The 16,976-nt window shown below is 65.7% G+C and carries 21 protein-coding genes and 1 riboswitch; of the genes, 6 read left to right on the top strand and 15 right to left on the bottom strand.

Features of this window, described 5'->3' with window-relative positions; genetic code table 11:
- Positions 1-162: 162 nt before the first annotated feature.
- The 3 genes from A4C63_RS00510 to A4C63_RS00500 all read right to left on the bottom strand — a co-directional run bounded on the left by A4C63_RS00510 (position 163) and on the right by A4C63_RS00500 (position 2,394).
- Positions 163-426, bottom strand: coding sequence for a DUF3077 domain-containing protein (locus A4C63_RS00510; RefSeq protein ID WP_061551360.1), 264 nt, complete (start codon positions 424-426; stop codon positions 163-165).
- Between the two features lie 156 nt (positions 427-582).
- Positions 583-825, bottom strand: a complete 243-nt coding sequence (locus A4C63_RS00505; RefSeq protein WP_063911076.1) for a hypothetical protein — start codon at positions 823-825, stop codon at positions 583-585.
- A 363-nt stretch (positions 826-1,188) separates the two neighbouring features.
- Entirely contained in the window at positions 1,189-2,394 is a 1,206-nt protein-coding gene (locus A4C63_RS00500; RefSeq protein ID WP_063911075.1) for an RtcB family protein, read from the bottom strand.
- A 91-nt stretch (positions 2,395-2,485) separates the two neighbouring features.
- A riboswitch (FMN riboswitch) is annotated at positions 2,486-2,627 on the top strand.
- Positions 2,628-2,707: 80 nt separating this feature from the next.
- Here A4C63_RS00500 and ribB point away from each other — a divergent pair.
- The 4 genes from ribB (at position 2,708) to dxs (ending at position 6,776) form a co-directional block, all read left to right on the top strand.
- Positions 2,708-3,358, top strand: coding sequence for a 3,4-dihydroxy-2-butanone-4-phosphate synthase (ribB, locus tag A4C63_RS00495; protein ID WP_063911074.1), 651 nt, complete (start codon positions 2,708-2,710; stop codon positions 3,356-3,358).
- A 207-nt stretch (positions 3,359-3,565) separates the two neighbouring features.
- Positions 3,566-3,808, top strand: a complete 243-nt coding sequence (locus A4C63_RS00490) for an exodeoxyribonuclease VII small subunit (protein ID WP_003255380.1) — start codon at positions 3,566-3,568, stop codon at positions 3,806-3,808.
- Entirely contained in the window at positions 3,805-4,692 is an 888-nt protein-coding gene (gene ispA, locus A4C63_RS00485) for a (2E,6E)-farnesyl diphosphate synthase (RefSeq protein WP_063911073.1), read from the top strand. The genes A4C63_RS00490 and ispA overlap by 4 nt, the downstream gene beginning before the upstream one ends.
- A 188-nt stretch (positions 4,693-4,880) precedes the next feature.
- Positions 4,881-6,776: a 1-deoxy-D-xylulose-5-phosphate synthase gene (gene dxs / locus A4C63_RS00480; protein ID WP_063911072.1), complete on the top strand. Its 1,896-nt coding sequence runs from the start codon at positions 4,881-4,883 to the stop codon at positions 6,774-6,776.
- Positions 6,777-6,908: 132 nt separating this feature from the next.
- On the opposite strand, the gene A4C63_RS00475 is transcribed toward dxs, so the two are convergent.
- From A4C63_RS00475 to nrdR, 12 genes are all read right to left on the bottom strand, one after another.
- Positions 6,909-7,721 carry a cobalamin-binding protein gene (locus A4C63_RS00475; protein WP_063911071.1) on the bottom strand — a complete coding sequence of 271 codons (813 nt, stop codon included), beginning with the start codon at positions 7,719-7,721 and terminating at the stop codon, positions 6,909-6,911.
- Positions 7,721-8,140 carry a hypothetical protein gene (locus A4C63_RS00470; protein ID WP_063911070.1) on the bottom strand — a complete coding sequence of 140 codons (420 nt, stop codon included), beginning with the start codon at positions 8,138-8,140 and terminating at the stop codon, positions 7,721-7,723. Before A4C63_RS00470 ends, A4C63_RS00475 begins: the two co-directional genes overlap by 1 nt.
- Positions 8,137-8,754: a GTP cyclohydrolase II gene (ribA, locus tag A4C63_RS00465; RefSeq protein WP_003260612.1), complete on the bottom strand. Its 618-nt coding sequence runs from the start codon at positions 8,752-8,754 to the stop codon at positions 8,137-8,139. Before ribA ends, A4C63_RS00470 begins: the two co-directional genes overlap by 4 nt.
- Before the next feature lie 246 nt (positions 8,755-9,000).
- Positions 9,001-9,744 carry an ABC transporter substrate-binding protein gene (locus tag A4C63_RS00460; protein ID WP_063911069.1) on the bottom strand — a complete coding sequence of 248 codons (744 nt, stop codon included), beginning with the start codon at positions 9,742-9,744 and terminating at the stop codon, positions 9,001-9,003.
- A 16-nt stretch (positions 9,745-9,760) separates the two neighbouring features.
- Positions 9,761-10,264: a phosphatidylglycerophosphatase A gene (locus tag A4C63_RS00455; protein ID WP_004376077.1), complete on the bottom strand. Its 504-nt coding sequence runs from the start codon at positions 10,262-10,264 to the stop codon at positions 9,761-9,763.
- Positions 10,261-11,229: a thiamine-phosphate kinase gene (gene thiL / locus A4C63_RS00450; protein WP_063911068.1), complete on the bottom strand. Its 969-nt coding sequence runs from the start codon at positions 11,227-11,229 to the stop codon at positions 10,261-10,263. Before thiL ends, A4C63_RS00455 begins: the two co-directional genes overlap by 4 nt.
- 18 nt (positions 11,230-11,247) lie before the next feature.
- Positions 11,248-11,748: a transcription antitermination factor NusB gene (gene nusB / locus A4C63_RS00445; protein WP_013970674.1), complete on the bottom strand. Its 501-nt coding sequence runs from the start codon at positions 11,746-11,748 to the stop codon at positions 11,248-11,250.
- The gene (gene ribE, locus A4C63_RS00440; RefSeq protein ID WP_003255395.1) at positions 11,745-12,221 is read right to left on the bottom strand and encodes a 6,7-dimethyl-8-ribityllumazine synthase; all 477 of its coding nucleotides are present in this window, start codon (positions 12,219-12,221) and stop codon (positions 11,745-11,747) included. Before ribE ends, nusB begins: the two co-directional genes overlap by 4 nt.
- A 92-nt stretch (positions 12,222-12,313) precedes the next feature.
- Positions 12,314-13,405: a bifunctional 3,4-dihydroxy-2-butanone-4-phosphate synthase/GTP cyclohydrolase II gene (ribBA, locus tag A4C63_RS00435; RefSeq protein WP_016484697.1), complete on the bottom strand. Its 1,092-nt coding sequence runs from the start codon at positions 13,403-13,405 to the stop codon at positions 12,314-12,316.
- A gap of 18 nt (positions 13,406-13,423) precedes the next feature.
- A complete protein-coding gene (locus A4C63_RS00430; RefSeq protein ID WP_003255399.1) occupies positions 13,424-14,089 on the bottom strand; it encodes a riboflavin synthase in 666 nt (221 codons plus the stop codon).
- Between the two features lie 42 nt (positions 14,090-14,131).
- Positions 14,132-15,262 carry a bifunctional diaminohydroxyphosphoribosylaminopyrimidine deaminase/5-amino-6-(5-phosphoribosylamino)uracil reductase RibD gene (ribD, locus tag A4C63_RS00425; protein WP_063911067.1) on the bottom strand — a complete coding sequence of 377 codons (1,131 nt, stop codon included), beginning with the start codon at positions 15,260-15,262 and terminating at the stop codon, positions 14,132-14,134.
- A 2-nt stretch (positions 15,263-15,264) separates the two neighbouring features.
- The gene (gene nrdR, locus A4C63_RS00420; protein ID WP_011531964.1) at positions 15,265-15,729 is read right to left on the bottom strand and encodes a transcriptional regulator NrdR; all 465 of its coding nucleotides are present in this window, start codon (positions 15,727-15,729) and stop codon (positions 15,265-15,267) included.
- Positions 15,730-15,835: 106 nt separating this feature from the next.
- Here nrdR and A4C63_RS00415 point away from each other — a divergent pair, with 106 nt between their 5' ends.
- Positions 15,836-16,288, top strand: coding sequence for a YbaY family lipoprotein (locus A4C63_RS00415; protein WP_063911066.1), 453 nt, complete (start codon positions 15,836-15,838; stop codon positions 16,286-16,288).
- On the top strand, positions 16,289-16,960 hold the full coding sequence (locus A4C63_RS00410) for a methyltransferase (protein WP_063911065.1): 672 nt from the start codon (positions 16,289-16,291) through the stop codon (positions 16,958-16,960).
- Positions 16,961-16,976: the final 16 nt, after the last annotated feature.

The following is a 16,976-nucleotide window of genomic DNA, read 5'->3' as shown; positions in this document are numbered from 1 at the left end:
CCAAGGCGTTCGCGCGCGAATTACACAGGAAGGACTGGGCCGAAACAGATGTAGGAGCAGCCTTGTGCTGCGAAGCGCCGCGCGGGCGGCGCTCGGTCTGCCAGGCGCTGAAACTGCCGCGGCGAACACCTTGCGGCCCTCATGCGACCTGAAGGCAAACGCTCACTGCCCCATGCCCAACTCAGCATCATCCATCAGCGCCTTGGCCATCGCACTCAGGTAGTGCGCAGCCCAGATCATCATCGGCTTCTCATCCATCAGGCCGGTGATGGTCAGTTCGCGGACATAGCCCATCAACTCTGAGGACTGCTCGCGGGCATCGCGGCAGGGGATGCCGGGCTCGATGCGGAACAGTGGGTGGGTGCCATGTTCGCCTTGGTAGAACGTGGTCTTGCCGACAGTGAAATGGGTGTCTTCTGTGGTCATTGTTGAATCCCCTGAAAGTTCTCGACTGCTTGCTCTGGCCCTTTCGCGGGCACGCCCGCTCCCACAGGTACTGTGCAAGTCTTGAGTACCGTGAAGAACCTGTGGGAGCGGGCGTGCCCGCGAAGAGGCCAGAACAGGCAACACATTGCTTAGGCCCTAGTGCAAAGTCCTGGGCTCAGTGGGCATCTGCACCTGAATCAATGCCGACTCCAGCAAAGCCCGCAGCGTCTCCAGTTCATGCATCGACGTCATCATCAAAACCGACGCCGGCGACTTGGGCTGCAACTGCATGGCCTGATGCACAACGGTCGCAGCGCACAGCGCGTAGTCCGTGGCCTGGATCAAGGTGTCTTCAAGGGAATGAATATCGTGGGGTGGATCGGGGACAATCTTAAGCATGGTGACACTCTCTATAGGTTGGCTAGAGCTACCACTCATGACTTGCAGTGTGATGGGTGGCAGCCACGTACGGGTCTGCAAGACCGGCAGAGAGCAAAATCCGGCAGGTTCGAAAACCTCCCGTACGCAGCCACCATTAAGCGCGCGCAATGGCATGCCATTGGCATCGGTGATCGGCATTTTGCTCTGGACAGGCTTGCAGGCCCGGTCGCTGATTTGGCAACGACAGGGCCACACTAGGCCGCCAGGAACACCACCGCAATGGCTCAAGGGCGCTAGGAAGCTATTTCAGAAATGGCCTACGCGCAACGGGAAAAATCTGATTATTACCGGCGCGATTGAAGGGATGTCGCGGTAAACCTGTCAGCCCTTCACACACACCACCTGCCGCAAGGTGTGCACCACCTCCACCAGCTCCTGCTGCGCGCGCATCACCGCATCGATGTCCTTGTAGGCCATGGGGATCTCGTCGATCACCTCCTTGTCCTTGCGGCATTCCACATGCGCCGTGGCCCGCCGCTGGTCTTCCACGGTGAAGCGGCTCTTGGCCTTGGTCCGACTCATCAGCCGGCCGGCACCATGGCTGCAGGAACAGAACGCTTCCTCGTTGCCCAGCCCTCGCACGATGAAACTCCTGGCCCCCATCGAGCCGGGAATGATGCCCAACTGCCCCTTCTGCGCCGACACCGCGCCCTTGCGTGTCACCAGCACCTCTCGGCCAAAATGCTGCTCGCGCTGCACATAGTTGTGGTGGCAGTTCACCGCTTCCAGGCTGGCCTCGAACGGTTTGCCCAGCGCCTTGCGCGCCGCACCGACCACCGCCAGCATCATCAGCTCGCGGTTCTGCCTGGCGTAGTCCTGCGCCCACTCCACCGCTTCGACGTAGTCGGCGAAATGGCGACTGCCTTCCTCGAAGTACGCCAGGTCCTTGTCCGGCAGGTTGGCCAGGTGCTGGCGCATGTCGGCCTGGGCCAGTTCGATGAACAGGTTGCCAATGGCATTGCCCACGCCCCGAGAGCCGCTGTGCAACATGAACCAGACGCGGTCGGCCTCGTCCAGGCACACCTCGATGAAATGGTTGCCACCGCCCAGCGTCCCCAGGTGATGGCGGTTATTGGTCTTCTCCAGCCGCGGGTACTTGTCGGTGATGGCCTTGAAGCGCCCCGCCAGTTGCCCCCAGGCCTTGTCCGCCTTGGCTGGCACATCGGCCCAGGCGCCCTGGTCACGTTTGCCGAAGGTCTTGCCGTGTGGCACGGCGTGTTCGATGGCACTGCGCAGGCCATGCAGGTTGTCCGGCAGGTCGCGGGCGTGCAGCGACGTGCGCGCAGCGATCATGCCGCAGCCGATGTCCACACCTACCGCGGCGGGGATGATCGCGCCAACGGTGGGAATGACGCTGCCGATGGTCGAGCCCTTGCCCAGGTGCACGTCGGGCATCACTGCCAGGTGCTTGAAGATGAACGGCATCCTCGCCGTGTTGAGCAGTTGCTTGCGGGCGTCGTCTTCGACAGGTACGCCATCGGTCCACAACTTGACCGGCTTGCCGCCGGCGACCTGGAGAATGTTCATGGGGCTGTTCCTCGAATGCATACCAGCATGATACCGCCAAAGGTCGTAGGGCCACGGGTTGCCAGTGGGGTGGCAATGTGCTGTATGCTTGGCCGGTCTTCAGGGCGGGGTGAAAGTCCCCACCGGCGGTAAATCGAAAGATGAGCCCGCGAGCGCCCCGGCCATGCCGGGGGTCAGCAGATCTGGTGAAACTCCAGAGCCGACGGTCATAGTCCGGATGAAAGAAGGCGTCAGGCAGGGGCCATCCGGGCGCCCCTGCGCGCGCATTTTGTTCGCCCCGAGACGTTCATCGATCATTCACGAGGAGCGTTTCATGTCCACCATGCACCACCCGCAATTCCCCAATGTCAGCGCCGCCATCGCCGCCTTCAAGGCCGGGCGCCCCGTGCTGCTGCTCGACGACGACGACCGCGAGGACGAAGCGGACATCATCGCCGCCGCCGAGAACATCTCGCTGCAGACCATGGCCATGATGATTCGCGATTGCAGCGGCATCGTCTGCCTGTGCCTGGACGAGGCCACCGTCGACGAACTGCAACTGGCACCCATGGTGCAGAACAACCAGGCCCGCCATGGCACCGGCTTCACCGTCACCATCGAGGCGGCGGAAGGTATCACTACCGGGGTGTCCGCCCAGGACCGCATCACTACCATTGGCGCGGCACTGCGCTCCACGGCGGACCAGCGCCATATCGTCAGCCCGGGGCATGTGTTCCCGCTGCGCGCCCGCAATGGCGGGGTGCTGACCCGCCGTGGCCACACCGAAGGCTCGGTGGACCTGGCACGCCTGGCCGGGTTGCGCCCGGCGGCAGTGCTGTGCGAACTGATGAACCCCGATGGCACGATGGCCCGTGGCGAGCAGGTGGCGGTGTATGCGCGGCAGTACAATTTGCCGGTGCTGACCATCGAGGAACTGGCGCGGTACCGTGAGGCCATGCTGGAGCGGGAAGCAGAGCCAGCCTGATCCACCGCACGGGGCCGCTTTGCGGCCCATTCGCGGGTAAACCCGCTCCCACAGGGACCGCGCAGACTCGGAACCGGTGCAGTACCTGTGAGAGCGGGTTTACCCGCGAAGAGGCCGGCAAGTCCAACCTCAGGCTGCCGGAAGTTTGCTCCCCCCGCCCCGCTCTGCTAGTGTCGCGCCGTTCTGAATGCCACCGAGACAGCCGCCATGGCCCGCAAAAAAGCCTCCCTCGATTTCGAGCAATCCCTCGCAGACCTGCAAGCACTGGTCGAGCGCCTGGAGAACGGCGAGTTGTCGCTGGAAGAGTCGCTGGCCGCCTTCGAGCAAGGCATCGCCCTGACCCGTGATTGCCAGGGCGCCCTGGCCCAGGCCGAACAGAAGGTGCAGATCCTGCTGGAACGCGATGGCGAACTGGCTGCCCAGCCCTTCGACGCGGAGCCGGAAGCATGATCGGCACCTACCAGGCCAGCTGCCAGGCACGGGTCGACGCCGCCCTCGAACCGTTGTTCGTCGCCCCGACCAAGGAACTCGAACGCCTTTACGCCGCCATGCGCTACAGCGTGATGAACGGTGGCAAACGCGTCCGCCCGCTGCTGGCCTACGCGGCCTGCGAAGCCTTGGGCGCCCCGGCCGAACAGGCCAACGGCGCAGCCTGTGCGGTGGAACTGATCCACGCCTACTCGCTGGTGCATGACGACCTGCCGGCCATGGACGACGACGACCTGCGCCGCGGCCAGCCGACCACCCACAAAGCCTTCGACGAAGCCTGCGCGATCCTCGCCGGCGACGGTTTGCAAAGCCTGGCCTTCAGCGCCCTGCTCGACCCGCGCCTGAGCCCGCAGGCCGACAGCATTCGCCTGGCCATGGTCCAGGCCCTGGCCAAGGCGGCCGGCCCGGCAGGCATGGTCGGTGGCCAGGCCATCGACCTGGGCTCGGTGGGCCTGAAGCTGGACCAGCAAGCGCTGGAGTTCATGCACCGGCACAAGACCGGTGCGCTGATCGAAGCCAGCGTGCGCCTCGGTGCCCTGGCCAGCGCCCGCGCCGAACAGGCGCAACTGGATGCCCTGCAGACCTACGCGCAGGCCATCGGCCTGGCGTTTCAGGTGCAGGACGACATCCTCGACGTGGAAAGCGACACCGCCACCCTGGGCAAACGCCAGGGGGCTGATATCGCCCGTGACAAACCGACCTACCCGGCGCTGCTGGGCCTGGAAGCGGCCAAGGCCTATGCGATCGAATTGCGCGACCAGGCGCTGGTCGCACTGGGTGGGTTCGGCGACAAGGCCGAACCGCTGCGGGCGTTGGCGCGTTACATCGTCGAACGCCGCAACTGATTTGATTGGGGCCGCTGTGCGGCCCTTCGCGGGCAAGCCCGCTCCTACAGGACAGCGCTGCACCTGTGGGAGCGGGCTTGCCCGCGAAGGGCTGCAAAGCAGCCCCATGCGACACCCGTCTGAATGGGCAGTATTTCCTACAATGGGGTAAACTGCCGCCTCTTCACACACCTATAACGACTCGCCTGATGCCCACGACGTTTCAAGAGATCCCCCGCGAACGCCCGGTCACGCCGTTGCTCGACCGCGCTGACACGCCTGCCGGCCTGCGCCGGCTGGCCGAAGCCGACCTGGAGACCCTGGCCGACGAGCTGCGCCAGGAACTGCTCTACACCGTGGGTCAGACCGGTGGGCATTTTGGTGCCGGCCTGGGCGTCATCGAGCTGACCATCGCCCTGCACTACGTCTTCGACACCCCGGACGACCGGTTGGTGTGGGATGTGGGTCACCAGGCCTATCCGCACAAGATCCTCACCGGGCGCCGTAACCGCATGCTCAGCCTGCGCCAGAAGGACGGCATCGCCGCCTTCCCGCGCCGCAGCGAGAGCGAGTACGACACCTTCGGCGTCGGCCACTCCAGCACCTCGATCAGCGCCGCGCTGGGCATGGCCATTGCCGCCCGCCTGCAGAACAGCGCACGCAAGTCGATCGCGGTGATCGGCGACGGCGCACTGACCGCCGGCATGGCCTTCGAGGCGTTGAACCACGCCCAGGAAGTCAACGCCGACATGCTGGTGATCCTCAACGACAACGACATGTCGATTTCGCGCAATGTCGGTGGCCTGTCCAACTACCTGGCCAAGATCCTCTCCAGCCGCACCTACGCGAGCATGCGCGAAGGCAGCAAGAAAGTGCTGTCGCGCCTGCCGGGCGCTTGGGAAATCGCCCGCCGCACCGAGGAGTACGCCAAAGGCATGCTGGTGCCGGGCACGCTGTTCGAAGAGCTGGGCTGGAACTACATCGGCCCGATCGACGGCCACGACCTGCCGACCATGATCGCCACCCTGCGCAACATGCGTGACCTCAAGGGCCCGCAGTTCCTGCACGTGGTGACCAAGAAGGGCAAGGGCTTCGCCCCGGCCGAGCTTGACCCGATCGGCTACCACGCCATCACCAAGCTGGAGCCGGCCGACAAGCCCGCCGCACCGAAGAAAGCCAGCGGCCCGAAATACTCTGCGGTGTTCGGCCAGTGGCTGTGCGACATGGCCGCCGCCGACAACCGCCTGGTGGGCATTACCCCGGCAATGAAGGAAGGCTCCGACCTGGTCGATTTCAGCGAGCGCTACCCGGAGCGTTACTTCGACGTGGCGATCGCCGAGCAGCATGCCGTGACCCTGGCGGCCGGCATGGCCTGCGAGGGCAGCAAGCCGGTGGTGGCGATCTACTCCACCTTCCTGCAGCGCGCCTACGACCAGCTGATCCACGATGTGGCAGTACAGAACCTCGACGTGCTGTTCGCCATCGACCGCGCCGGCCTGGTCGGTGAAGACGGCCCGACCCACGCGGGCAGCTACGACCTGTCGTACCTGCGCTGCATCCCGGGCATGCTGGTGATGACCCCAAGCGACGAGAACGAGCTGCGCAAGATGCTCAGCACCGGCCACCTGTACAACGGCCCGGCGGCTGTGCGCTACCCACGTGGCACCGGCCCGAACGCGCCGATCAGCGGTGACCTGCAGCCGCTGGAAATCGGCAAGGGCGTGGTCCGTCGCCAGGGCGAGAAAGTCGCCTTGCTGGTGTTTGGCGTGCAACTGGCCGAGGCCATGCAGGTAGCCGAGCAGATCAACGCTACCGTGGTCGACATGCGTTTCGTCAAACCGCTGGACGAGGCACTGGTGCTGGAGCTGGCCGCAAGCCATGAGCTACTGGTGACCATCGAAGAGAACGCCATCATGGGCGGTGCCGGTGCGGCTGTTGGTGAGTTCCTGGCCAGCCAGGCGATCGTGAAACCGCTGCTGCATCTGGGGTTGCCGGACATCTATGTCGAGCACGCCAAGCCTGCGCAGATGCTGGCTGAGTGTGGGCTGGATGCGGCCGGGATCGAGGCTTCGGTGAAGGCTCGGATGGCCAGGCTCGGGTTGTAATCCCCGGGGCCGCTTTGCGGCCCTTTCGCGACACAAGGCCGCTCCCACAAAGGTCGTGCAAGCACCAAGCCTTGTGCAGTCCCTGTGGGAGCGGCCTTGCGTCGCGATCGAGGGCGCAGCCCTCGCAGAACCTCACCTGGGCGTTGGTACTTTAGCCTCGAGCAACGCACACAAGCGCGCCGTTGCTTCGATCATCTGCCCGCTGGGCCGCTCCAGGCCTTTGTCGGGCACCACCAGCAAACGATCATCGGCAACCGCACGCAATTGCGGCCAAGCCTTCCAGCTCGCCAGCTGCGCTTCATCACCCGCCAGAATCACCTGCGGATTGCGCAGCAGCACAGATTCCACATTGACCTGCGGCGCCGGCTGGGTGAGATCGGCGAAGACATTACGCGCCCCGCACACGGCCAGGGCATCGCTGACCACCTGCCGGCCACCGAGCGTATACAGCGGTCGGTCCCATACCTGGTAGAACACCTGCAAAGGCTCGTCACGTCGATACTGCTGGCGCAGCTGCCGCAGCCGGTCACGCAGGGCCTGGGCATACCGATGGCCTTGGTCGGCACGGCCGATACGCCCGGCAATGGCTTCGATCTGCTCGATCAGCTGGCCGATATCATGGGGTTCGGCGCTGAAGGTGGCGATGCCCAAGCGCTTGAGCTGGTCGCGTTGGGCCGGTGGCACGCTGCCCGGCCACAGCAGCAACAGGTCGGGGCGCAGGCTGAGCAGGCGCTCCAGGTCCAGTTGCCCCTGGCGACCCACCGAGGGCAGCTCGCGCAGCGCCGCCGGCCGTTCGCCACCGTCGAGCACACCTACCAGCAGGTCATCGGCCTGCAGTTCGAGCATGATCTCGCTCATCGATGGGGCCAGGCTGACCACCCGCAGGGGTTCGCCGGCCAGTGCGGAGCAGGCGAACAGCGCCAGCAGGCCGGGCAGCAGGCGCATCAGCCGAGCTGGCGGGGAATGCGATAGAGGTACAGCACCACCACGGAGGACAACGCCAGCAGGATCTGCGGCACCACCTCCAGGCCGACCAGCACCGACAGGGCGGCGACCCAGGCCGGAAAGCAGGCATACAGCATGGCCAGGCGCCGTACCCGCGCCAGCTCGATCCAGGCGGCGGGTTCTTCGCCAGTGCCGAGCACCTTGGAGGTGGCAATGAGGGCGTGCTTGTAGGCACCGAAGCGCGGCAGGCTGAGGAACATGGTCGCCGCGCCGGCAATGAACAGTGGCATGGCCAGCACCGAGGCCAGCGCATCACCGCCACCGAAGGCCCAGGCCATCACCGGCAGCGGCACCAGGCCCACCGCCAGGTACTGCCACCAGGCCAGCGCCAGGCGCCGCTTGACCTCGGCGCGGGTCACGCCTGAGGCACCTCGCCCTGGTGCTCGTTACCCAGCATGTGGCCCAGCTTGCCGGCCTTGGTCGCCAGGTAGTAGCGGTTGTGCGGGTTGTGCCCGGTGTGCAGCGGCACGCGCTCGGCGACAACGATGTTCATGTCGGTCAGGGCTTTGACCTTGCGCGGGTTGTTGGTCATCAGGCGCAGCGACTTCACGCCCAGGTGCTCCAGCATCGGCAGGCACATGGCGTAGTCGCGCTGATCGGCGGCGAAGCCCAGGCGCTCGTTGGCCTCGACGGTGTCGGCGCCACCATCCTGCAGCTCGTAGGCGCGAATCTTGTTCAGCAGGCCGATGCCACGGCCTTCCTGGCGCAGGTACAGCAGCACGCCACGGCCTTCGCGGGCGATGGCCTGCAGCGCCGCTTCCAGCTGCGAGCCGCAGTCGCAGCGCTGGCTGAACAGGGCATCGCCGGTCAGGCACTCGGAGTGCAGGCGCCCCAGCACCGGCTGGCCGTCCGCGATGTCACCCAGGCTGAGCACCACATGCTCACGGCCGGTGGCTTCGTCAAGGAAGCCATGCATGGTGAAGGTCGCGAAGGGAGTCGGGAGTTTAGAGGCGGCAACAAAGACGACGGGCACGTTGTGCTCCTGGAATAAGTTGAAAATTTCTCGTGGGCCGATTGTATCAGCAGGTTGAGGGATGTGGGCTGGCTGAATACCGTGGCTTAAGATCGAAAAGTTCGATGCTTAGCAGAGGTCTGTACTCAATCCTGTGGGAGCGGGCATGCCCGCGAACACCGGCGTAGCCGGTGCCACCACCGCGGTGGATTCTTCGCGGGCACGCCCGCTCCCACAGGGCCCGTGTCAGCCCATGAAACGGGTTGTTTAATGCGGTTTGCTGTCCGCACTGAACGGATAAGGCTGCTGCCAGCGCTGGAAAATCGCCTTCAGCTCGCCACTGCGCACCAGTTCGGCCATGCGCTTGTCGAACAGGTCGCGCAGGGCCCTGGCCTGGTCGTTGCGGGCAAAAGCCAGGTACAGCGGCAGTTCGGCCACATGGGTGCGACGGAAGCGCTCCGGCTGGGAGGCCTGGCCGAGCACGTAGTCGACCTCGGTCAGGGCGTCGATGTAGAAGTCCACACGGTCATGCTCAAGCATCGGCAAGATGCCCTCGCGACGCTGGACTTCACGGAACTCCTGCACGTTCGGCAGGTAGCTGCCGTAGTCGTAGCCACGCACCCACACCAGGCGGTACTTGCCGACGCTCTCCAGGGTAGGCACAGGCTTGCTGGCCAGCCCCAGGGCGTAGATATGGTCCATGTCGAAGTGCCAGCGCGGGTACAGGTTGTCGTCGTTCTCTTCCTTGTACGAGCCTACCCAGGCGTCAGCCTCACCACGCTTCACCAATCCGATCGCACGGCTGTAGGGCGCGCTCAGGGTCACCACCTTGACCCCGGCCGGCTCGAACACCTTGCGCAGCACGTCCCAGGCTAACCCGGTACCGTCGGCGCCGGTGTAGTCGAGCCACTCTTCGCTGACCAGGTGGATGTGCTTTGGCACACCTTCGGCAGCCGCCGCCCACGGGGCAAGGCTCAGCAGCATTGCCAGCAGCATCGTCCTCATGGCCATTCACACGCTCCCTGTATCAGGCAACCGCCCACACCAGAACCTGCATGCCCAGCCAGGCAAACACGCCGGCCAGGATATCGTCGAGCATGATCCCGACGCCCCCATGCACATGGCGGTCGACCCAGCGGATCGGCCACGGTTTGAGGATGTCGAAGAAGCGGAACATCAGGAACCCCGCCAGCAGCCACTGCCAGCCTTCCGGCACCAGCCAGAGGGTTATCCACATGCCGACGATCTCGTCCCAGACAATGCCTTCGTGGTCGTGCACACGCAAGTCGTTGGCGACCTTGCCGCAGAGCCAGAAGCCGAACAGCATGCTCACGCCCAGCAACAGCCAGTACCCCCAGTCGGGCAGCATCTGCCACAGCGGGATGAACGGTATGGCCACCAGCGAGCCCCAGGTGCCCGGTGCCTTGGGCAAGGTGCCGGAGCCGAAGCCGAAGGCGATGAAGTGCCACGGGTTGCGCCAGACCGAAGGCGGAACGAACTCCGCAGGCACCTGGTTGGGGTGATCGGTCACGGTGTCTCCCTAAAATGTTGATAGCCGCGTTGCCGCGGGGTGATGTCCTGGCCCTGCCGGTCGCGCAGGCTGACGCCCTGCCCCTCGAGCACCCGCCCGATGACGTGGAATGCCGCCAGGCCTTGTGCCTGCAGGGATGAAAGCTCGACTGGCGGCAAGGTGAACGCCAGCACATAGTCGTCGCCACCAGTCAGCGCCGCCTGTACGGCCGCCTCGGCGCCGAGGAAACCCTGCAAGGCGGATGACACCGGCACCTGCTCCAGGTTCACCTCGAGCGCCACGCGGGAGGCCTTGGCGATATGCCCGCAGTCGGCCAGCAGGCCGTCGGAAATATCCAGTGCCGAGGTGGCACGCCCGCGCAGCAGCTGGCCCAGGGTGAACTGCGGCGACGGCGACCAGTAATGGTCGAGCAACGGTTGCGCCAGCGCGGCATCGGCCTGGCGCTGGCCCAGTACCAGTGGCAAGGCCCCTGCCGCGTTACCCAGCTCCCCCCCCACGCACAGCAGGTCGCCCGGGCGAGCGCCGTCACGGCGCAACGCCTGCCCCGCCGGAACCCGGCCGAACACGGTCATGGTGATGCTCAGGGGGCCACGGGTGGTGTCGCCACCGATCAGGCTCAGCTGGCAGTGGCCGGCCATGCGGTTCAGGCCACTGGCGTAGGCTTGCAGCCAGTCGGCGCTGACCTCGGGCAAGGTCAGGGCAAGGGTGAAACCGATGGGGGTGGCGCCCATGGCCGCCAGGTCGCTGGCCGCCACGGCCAGCGAGCGCTGGCCGAGCAACCACGGGTCGCACACAGCCGGAAAATGCACCCCGGCGACCAGGGTGTCGGTAGACACCGCCAGTTGCTCGCCGGCGGGAAGGCTCAGCAGGGCACAGTCGTCGCCGATGCCCAGGGCCACGCCTTCACCGCCTTGCGCACAGGGCGCGGCGGCGAAGTAATGGCTGATCAGCTCGAACTCACCCATGGTCCGCAAGCGCCAGGATCAGCGCTTGTTCGCCTTGACTTCTGCTTCGCGCAGGTTCGGGGCCAGCTTGTCCAGCACGCCGTTGACGAACTTGTGGCCGTCGGTGGCACCGAAGACCTTGGCCAGCTCGACACCTTCGTTGATCACCACGCGGTACGGTACGTCGACACGCTTGATGAACTCCCAGGTGGACAGACGCAGTACGGCCAGCTCGACCGGGTCGAGCTCTTCCAGTGCCAGGTCCAGGCATGGCTTCAGGGCGCTGTCGATTTCGCTCTTGATTGCCGGGACCCCGTGCAGGATCTCGCGGAAATAAGCGCCGTCGACATCGGAGAAATCGTTATCGACCCGGAACTGCGCTTCGATCTCGTTCAGCGAATGCTGCGCCATGTGCCACTGGTACAGCGCCTGGGTCGCAAGCTTGCGGGCTTCGCGGCGCTTGGCGCTCTTCGAGGGCTTGCCGGCATCCGCAGGTTTTGGATCGCGCGGGTTGAAACGATCGCTTTCGTCGCTAATCACTTGGCCTCCAACTGCGCCAGCAGGCTGACCATTTCCAGAGCGGACAGGGCAGCTTCAGCACCTTTGTTGCCGGCCTTGGTGCCGGAACGCTCGATGGCTTGCTCGATGGAGTCGACGGTCAGTACGCCGAAGGCCACCGGAACACCGAACTCCATGGACACCTGGGCCAGGCCCTTGGTGCATTCGCCCGCCACATATTCGAAGTGCGGGGTACCACCACGGATCACAGCGCCCAGGGCGATGATCGCGTCGTAGGCGCCTTGCTGGGCGACCTTCTGTGCCACCAGCGGGATTTCGAATGCACCCGGGGCACGGATGATGGTGATGTCGCTTTCGCTGACACCGTGGCGTACCAGGGCATCAACGGCACCGCTTACCAGGCTTTCGACGACGAAGCTGTTGAAGCGGCCAACCACCAAAGCATAGCGACCTTTGGGGGCGATGAAGGTACCTTCGATGGTCTTCAGGGTCATTCCGATATTCTCATCTTCAAGAGCGAGGCCGCATGCTGGCGGCCTCGACAGGGGTATGGACTCGAGCTGGAGGGCGTCACTGCCGCCTCAAGTCACTCGGAGGGCACGTATTCTACAACTTCCAGATCGAATCCGGATATCGCGTTGAACTTCATCGGCGAACTCATCAGGCGCATCTTGCGCACGCCGAGGTCACGCAGGATCTGCGAACCGGCACCCACGGTGCTGTAGGTGGTCGGTGCCTTGGCCGGTGCATCGCCGGCGCTTTCGCGGATGTGCGCCAGCAGCACGTCGCCGTCCAGCGGGTGGCCCAGCAGCAATACCACGCCGCTGCCGGCCTCGGCCACGGCGGCCATGGCCGCGCGCAGGCTCCAGCGGCCCGGTTGCTTGACCAGCAGCAGGTCGCGCAGCGGGTCCATGTTGTGCACGCGCACCAGGGTCGGCTCTTCGGCGCAGATCTTGCCCAGGGTCAGGGCCATGTGCACGTCGCCTTCCACCGCGTCGCGGTAGGTGACCAGGTTGAACTCGCCCAGCTCGCTCTCCACCGGTTGCTCGGAGACGCGCTGCACGGTGCGCTCGTGGATCATGCGGTAGTGGATCAGGTCGGCGATGGTGCCGATCTTCAGGCCGTGCTCGGCGGCGAACACTTCCAGCTCGGCACGGCGCGACATGGTGCCATCGTCGTTCATCACTTCGCAGATCACGCCGCTCGGCTCGAACCCGGCCATGCGCGCCAGGTCGCAGGCGGCTTCGGTGTGGCCGGCACGGGCCAGGGTACCGCCAGGCTGGGCCATCAGCGGGAAGATGTGGCCAGGGCTGACGATGTCTTCGGCCTTGGCATCCTTGGCGGCGGCCGCCTGTACGGTGCGCGCGCGGTCAGCGGCGGAGATGCCGGTGGTGACACCTTCGGCGGCTTCGATCGACACGGTGAACTTGGTGCCGAAGCCCGAGCCGTTGCGCGGCGCCATCAGCGGCAGCTTCAGCGTTTCGCAACGCTCGCGGGTCATCGGCATGCAGATCAGGCCACGGGCGTGCTTGGCCATGAAGTTGATGTGCTCGGGCAGGCAGCACTCGGCTGCCATGATGATGTCGCCTTCGTTTTCGCGGTCTTCGTCATCCATGAGGATGACCATTTTGCCCTGGCGGATGTCTTCGACCAGTTCTTCGATGCTGTTGAGCGCCACGCGGCACCCCCTTCTCAATCAGGATTTCAAGAAGCCGTTGGCGGCCAGGAAGCTTTCGGTAATGCCACTGCCCTTGCTCGGTTCGGCGGCCTTGTCACCCAGCAGCAAACGCTCCAGGTAACGGGCCAGCAGGTCGACCTCAAGGTTCACCCGACGCCCTGCACGGTAGTCGGCCATGATGGTTTCGGACAGGGTGTGCGGGACAATGGTCAGCTCGAACTCGGCGCCATTGACCTCGTTGACCGTCAGGCTGGTGCCGTCGACGGTGATCGAACCCTTGTGGGCGATGTACTTGGCCAGCTCCTTCGGTGCACGCACGCGGAACTGGATGGCGCGGGCGTTATCGCTGCGCGAGATGATTTCGCCGACCCCGTCGACGTGGCCGCTGACCAGGTGCCCGCCCAGCCGGGTGGTGGGGGTCAGGGCTTTTTCCAGGTTGACCTTGCTGCCACTCTTGAGGTCGATGAAGGCGGTGCGCTTGAGGGTTTCGACACTGACGTCGGCCCAGAAGCCGTCACCCGGCAATTCGACGGCGGTCAGGCACACGCCGTTGACGGCGATGCTGTCGCCGAGCTTGACGTCACCCAGGTCGAGCTTGCCGGTTTCGACGTAGACGCGCACGTCGCCACCCTTGGGGGTCAGGCTGCGGATGGTGCCGATGGATTCGATGATGCCGGTGAACATGGGGTCTTCCTCAAAAACGGTTTGCGCGGGGCAAGCCTGGCATTATACGCCGGGCGCCGGCAGGGGGATGGCCGTGACCCGCCAGTCATCGCCCACTGCGCGCATTTCGGTAATTTTCAGTCGCGGCGCTTCGCTCATCCTGTCCAGTGGCCAGTCCAGCAGCGGGCGGGCCCGGGAACCGAGGAAGGTGCCGGCGACGAACAACTGGTACTCGTCGACCAGGCCTTGCCGGGCAAAGGCGCCGGCCAGGCCGGCACCGGCTTCCAGCAGGATTTCGTTGACGCCACGGGCCGCCAGGGCCTGCAGCAGCGCCGGCAGGTCTACCTGCCCATTGTCGCCCGGCAGGCTGAGCAGTTCGTGGCCGGCAGCGGCATAGCGCGGGTCATCTGCGACAGCGGTCACCACCAGGGCCGGGCCGGCCTGGAAGAATGGTGCATCCAGCGGCAGGCGCAGGCGGCCATCGACCAGCACGCGCAGCGGTGTGCGGCTGAGTGCCAGTGCGGTGGTTTCGGCATCCAGGCCCAGTTCGGCGCCACGTACGGTCATCCGCGCGTTATCGGCCAACACGCTGGCGGCGCTGGTCAGCACCACGCTGGAACGGGCACGCAGGCGCTGCACCGCCGAGCGGGCGGCCGGGCCGGTAATCCACTGGCTTTCGCCACTGGCCATGGCGGTGCGGCCATCCAGGCTCATGGCCAGCTTGGCGCGAACGAACGGCAGGCCATGTTCCATGCGCTTGAGGAAACCGGGGTTGAGTGCCCGGGCCTCGGCCTCGAGCACGCCGCTGGCCACTTCGATACCGGCCTCGGCCAGGCGCCGCAGGCCCTGCCCCGCCACTTGCGGGTTAGGGTCCTGCATGGCGGCCACCACCCGCGCCACGCCGGCCTTGACCAGCGCTTCGGCGCACGGCGGCGTGCGGCCATGGTGGCTGCAGGGCTCAAGGGTGACATAGGCACAGGCGCCACGAGCACGCTCACCGGCCTGGCGCAGGGCATGCACCTCGGCATGCGGCTCGCCGGCGCGCACATGCCAGCCTTCGCCGACCACCTCGCCATCGCGCACGATCACGCAGCCTACGCGCGGGTTCGGGTGGGTGGTGTACAGGCCCTTGCGCGCCAGCTCCAGCGCGCGGGCCATGTAGTGGGCGTCGAGGATGGCAGCTTGGCTGGGCATGTTCACTCTTTAGCCGGCTCGCGGGCCAGGCGGTCGATTTCTTCGCGGAACTCGTCGAGGTCCTGGAAGCGCCGGTAAACCGAGGCAAAACGGATATAGGCCACTTCGTCGAGCTTGCGCAGCTCGGCCATGACCATTTCACCCACCACCAGCGATTTGACTTCGCGTTCACCGGTGGCACGCAAGCGGCTCTTGATATGCGCCAGCGCCGCTTCCAGGCGCTCGATGCTGACCGGGCGCTTTTCCAGTGCCCGCTGCATGCCGGCACGCAGCTTATCTTCGTCGAAGGGTTGGCGCGTGCCGTCCTGCTTGATCAGCCGGGGCAGCACCAGCTCAGCGGTTTCGAAGGTGGTGAAGCGCTCACCGCAGGCGACGCATTCGCGGCGGCGGCGCACCTGCTCGCCCTCGGCGACGAGGCGAGAGTCGATGACCTTGGTGTCGTTGGCACCGCAAAAGGGACAGTGCATGGTGGCAGGCAACAAAAAAAGGGAGGGCCATGGTAGCGCATCCCACTGGCAAGACAAGCCAAAGGGGTTAACATCCATGGGAAATCTGCCCGTGAAGGACTACCCCATGCACTACCGAGCGCTCGTCGTGCTGTGCTGCGCCGCCCTGCTCGCCGCCTGCGGCAGCGACAGGCCAAAGCCCGACACCCCTCCGGCCCCCACGCCAGCCCGCGCGGCCAAGCCGGCCGAAGTACTGGGCCCGCTGCCGGCCTACCAGCGCGAGCTGAGCGGCACCTTGCTGGAGATCCCGGCCGGTGCCGACGTGGAGCTGGCCTTGCTGGTCATCGACGAACGCGACCGCCCACAACGCCTGCTGGCCAGCAGCAACCTGACCGGCACTGGCCAGGCCCTGCCCTACCACTTGCGCTTCAACCCCGAGGCCTTCCCCGCCGGTGCCCGGGTCGAGCTGCGTGGCCGCGCCAGCCGCTCCGGCCAGCTGATCATGCACCTGCCGCCGGTGCGCATTACCCAGGCCCAGACCCAGGCCATCGGCCCGCTGCGTTTCGAAAAGGCGCCGTAAGTGGGGCCAATCTCCCTACAACAGCCCCTGCAACAGGCCCTCAGCGGCCTGATCGGCGAAGCGCGCCTGGTCATCAGCGAACTGCCCGGCTGCGACCTGAAGCTGTGGCTGATCGACGACCAGAACATGGACCGCGCCTTCAGCAGCGAGGAGACCCGGCGCATTCTTGAAGAACCGCCCTACTGGAGCTTCTGCTGGGCCAGCGGCCTGGCCATGGCCCGTTACCTGGCCGAGCGCCCGGAGTGGGTAGCCGGCAAGCGCGTGCTGGACTTTGGCGCCGGCTCCGGCATCGCCGGCATTGCCGCCGCCCGCGCCGGTGCGCTGGAAGTGGTAGCCTGCGACCTCGACCCGCTGGCCCTCGATGCCTGCCGCGCGAATGCCGCACTGAACGGGGTGGAGCTGGGTTACAGCAGCGATTTCTTTGCCGAAGACGACCGCTTCGACCTGATCCTGGTTGCCGATGTGCTCTACGACCGCGCCAACCTGCCGCTGCTGGATGCCTTCCTCGGCCGCGGGCGCCAGGCGCTGGTGGCCGACTCGCGGGTACGCGACTTCAGCCACCCGCTATACCAGCAGTTGGGCGTACTGGAAGCGCTGACCCTGCCAGACCTGGCCGAGCCGCACGAATTCCGCCGGGTCAGCCTGTACCACGCCAGCCGCGACACCTTATAGTGGTGTCATTCACGAG

It is taken from the genome of Pseudomonas sp. p21 (assembly GCF_001642705.1).
In the GTDB taxonomy this organism is placed as follows: Bacteria; Pseudomonadota; Gammaproteobacteria; order Pseudomonadales; family Pseudomonadaceae; genus Aquipseudomonas.
The sequence above is the reverse complement of the archived record's forward strand: the minus strand, read 5'-3'. Positions and strand labels throughout refer to the sequence as shown.

Coding starts and splice junctions, on each gene's coding strand:
- A4C63_RS00475 (WP_063911071.1), bottom strand. CDS start 7,721: ATGCGCCTGCTGCCCGGCCTGCTGGCGCTGTTCGCCTGCTCCGCACTG.
- ribE (WP_003255395.1), bottom strand. CDS start 12,221: ATGACCCTGAAGACCATCGAAGGTACCTTCATCGCCCCCAAAGGTCGC.
- A4C63_RS00500 (WP_063911075.1), bottom strand. CDS start 2,394: ATGAACATTCTCCAGGTCGCCGGCGGCAAGCCGGTCAAGTTGTGGACC.
- dxs (WP_063911072.1), top strand. CDS start 4,881: ATGCCCACGACGTTTCAAGAGATCCCCCGCGAACGCCCGGTCACGCCG.
- A4C63_RS00505 (WP_063911076.1), bottom strand. CDS start 825: ATGCTTAAGATTGTCCCCGATCCACCCCACGATATTCATTCCCTTGAA.
- A4C63_RS00460 (WP_063911069.1), bottom strand. CDS start 9,744: ATGGCCATGAGGACGATGCTGCTGGCAATGCTGCTGAGCCTTGCCCCG.
- A4C63_RS00415 (WP_063911066.1), top strand. CDS start 15,836: ATGCACTACCGAGCGCTCGTCGTGCTGTGCTGCGCCGCCCTGCTCGCC.
- nrdR (WP_011531964.1), bottom strand. CDS start 15,729: ATGCACTGTCCCTTTTGCGGTGCCAACGACACCAAGGTCATCGACTCT.
- thiL (WP_063911068.1), bottom strand. CDS start 11,229: ATGGGTGAGTTCGAGCTGATCAGCCATTACTTCGCCGCCGCGCCCTGT.
- A4C63_RS00430 (WP_003255399.1), bottom strand. CDS start 14,089: ATGTTCACCGGCATCATCGAATCCATCGGCACCATCCGCAGCCTGACC.
- A4C63_RS00490 (WP_003255380.1), top strand. CDS start 3,566: ATGGCCCGCAAAAAAGCCTCCCTCGATTTCGAGCAATCCCTCGCAGAC.
- ispA (WP_063911073.1), top strand. CDS start 3,805: ATGATCGGCACCTACCAGGCCAGCTGCCAGGCACGGGTCGACGCCGCC.
- A4C63_RS00510 (WP_061551360.1), bottom strand. CDS start 426: ATGACCACAGAAGACACCCATTTCACTGTCGGCAAGACCACGTTCTAC.
- ribB (WP_063911074.1), top strand. CDS start 2,708: ATGTCCACCATGCACCACCCGCAATTCCCCAATGTCAGCGCCGCCATC.
- ribD (WP_063911067.1), bottom strand. CDS start 15,262: ATGCCCAGCCAAGCTGCCATCCTCGACGCCCACTACATGGCCCGCGCG.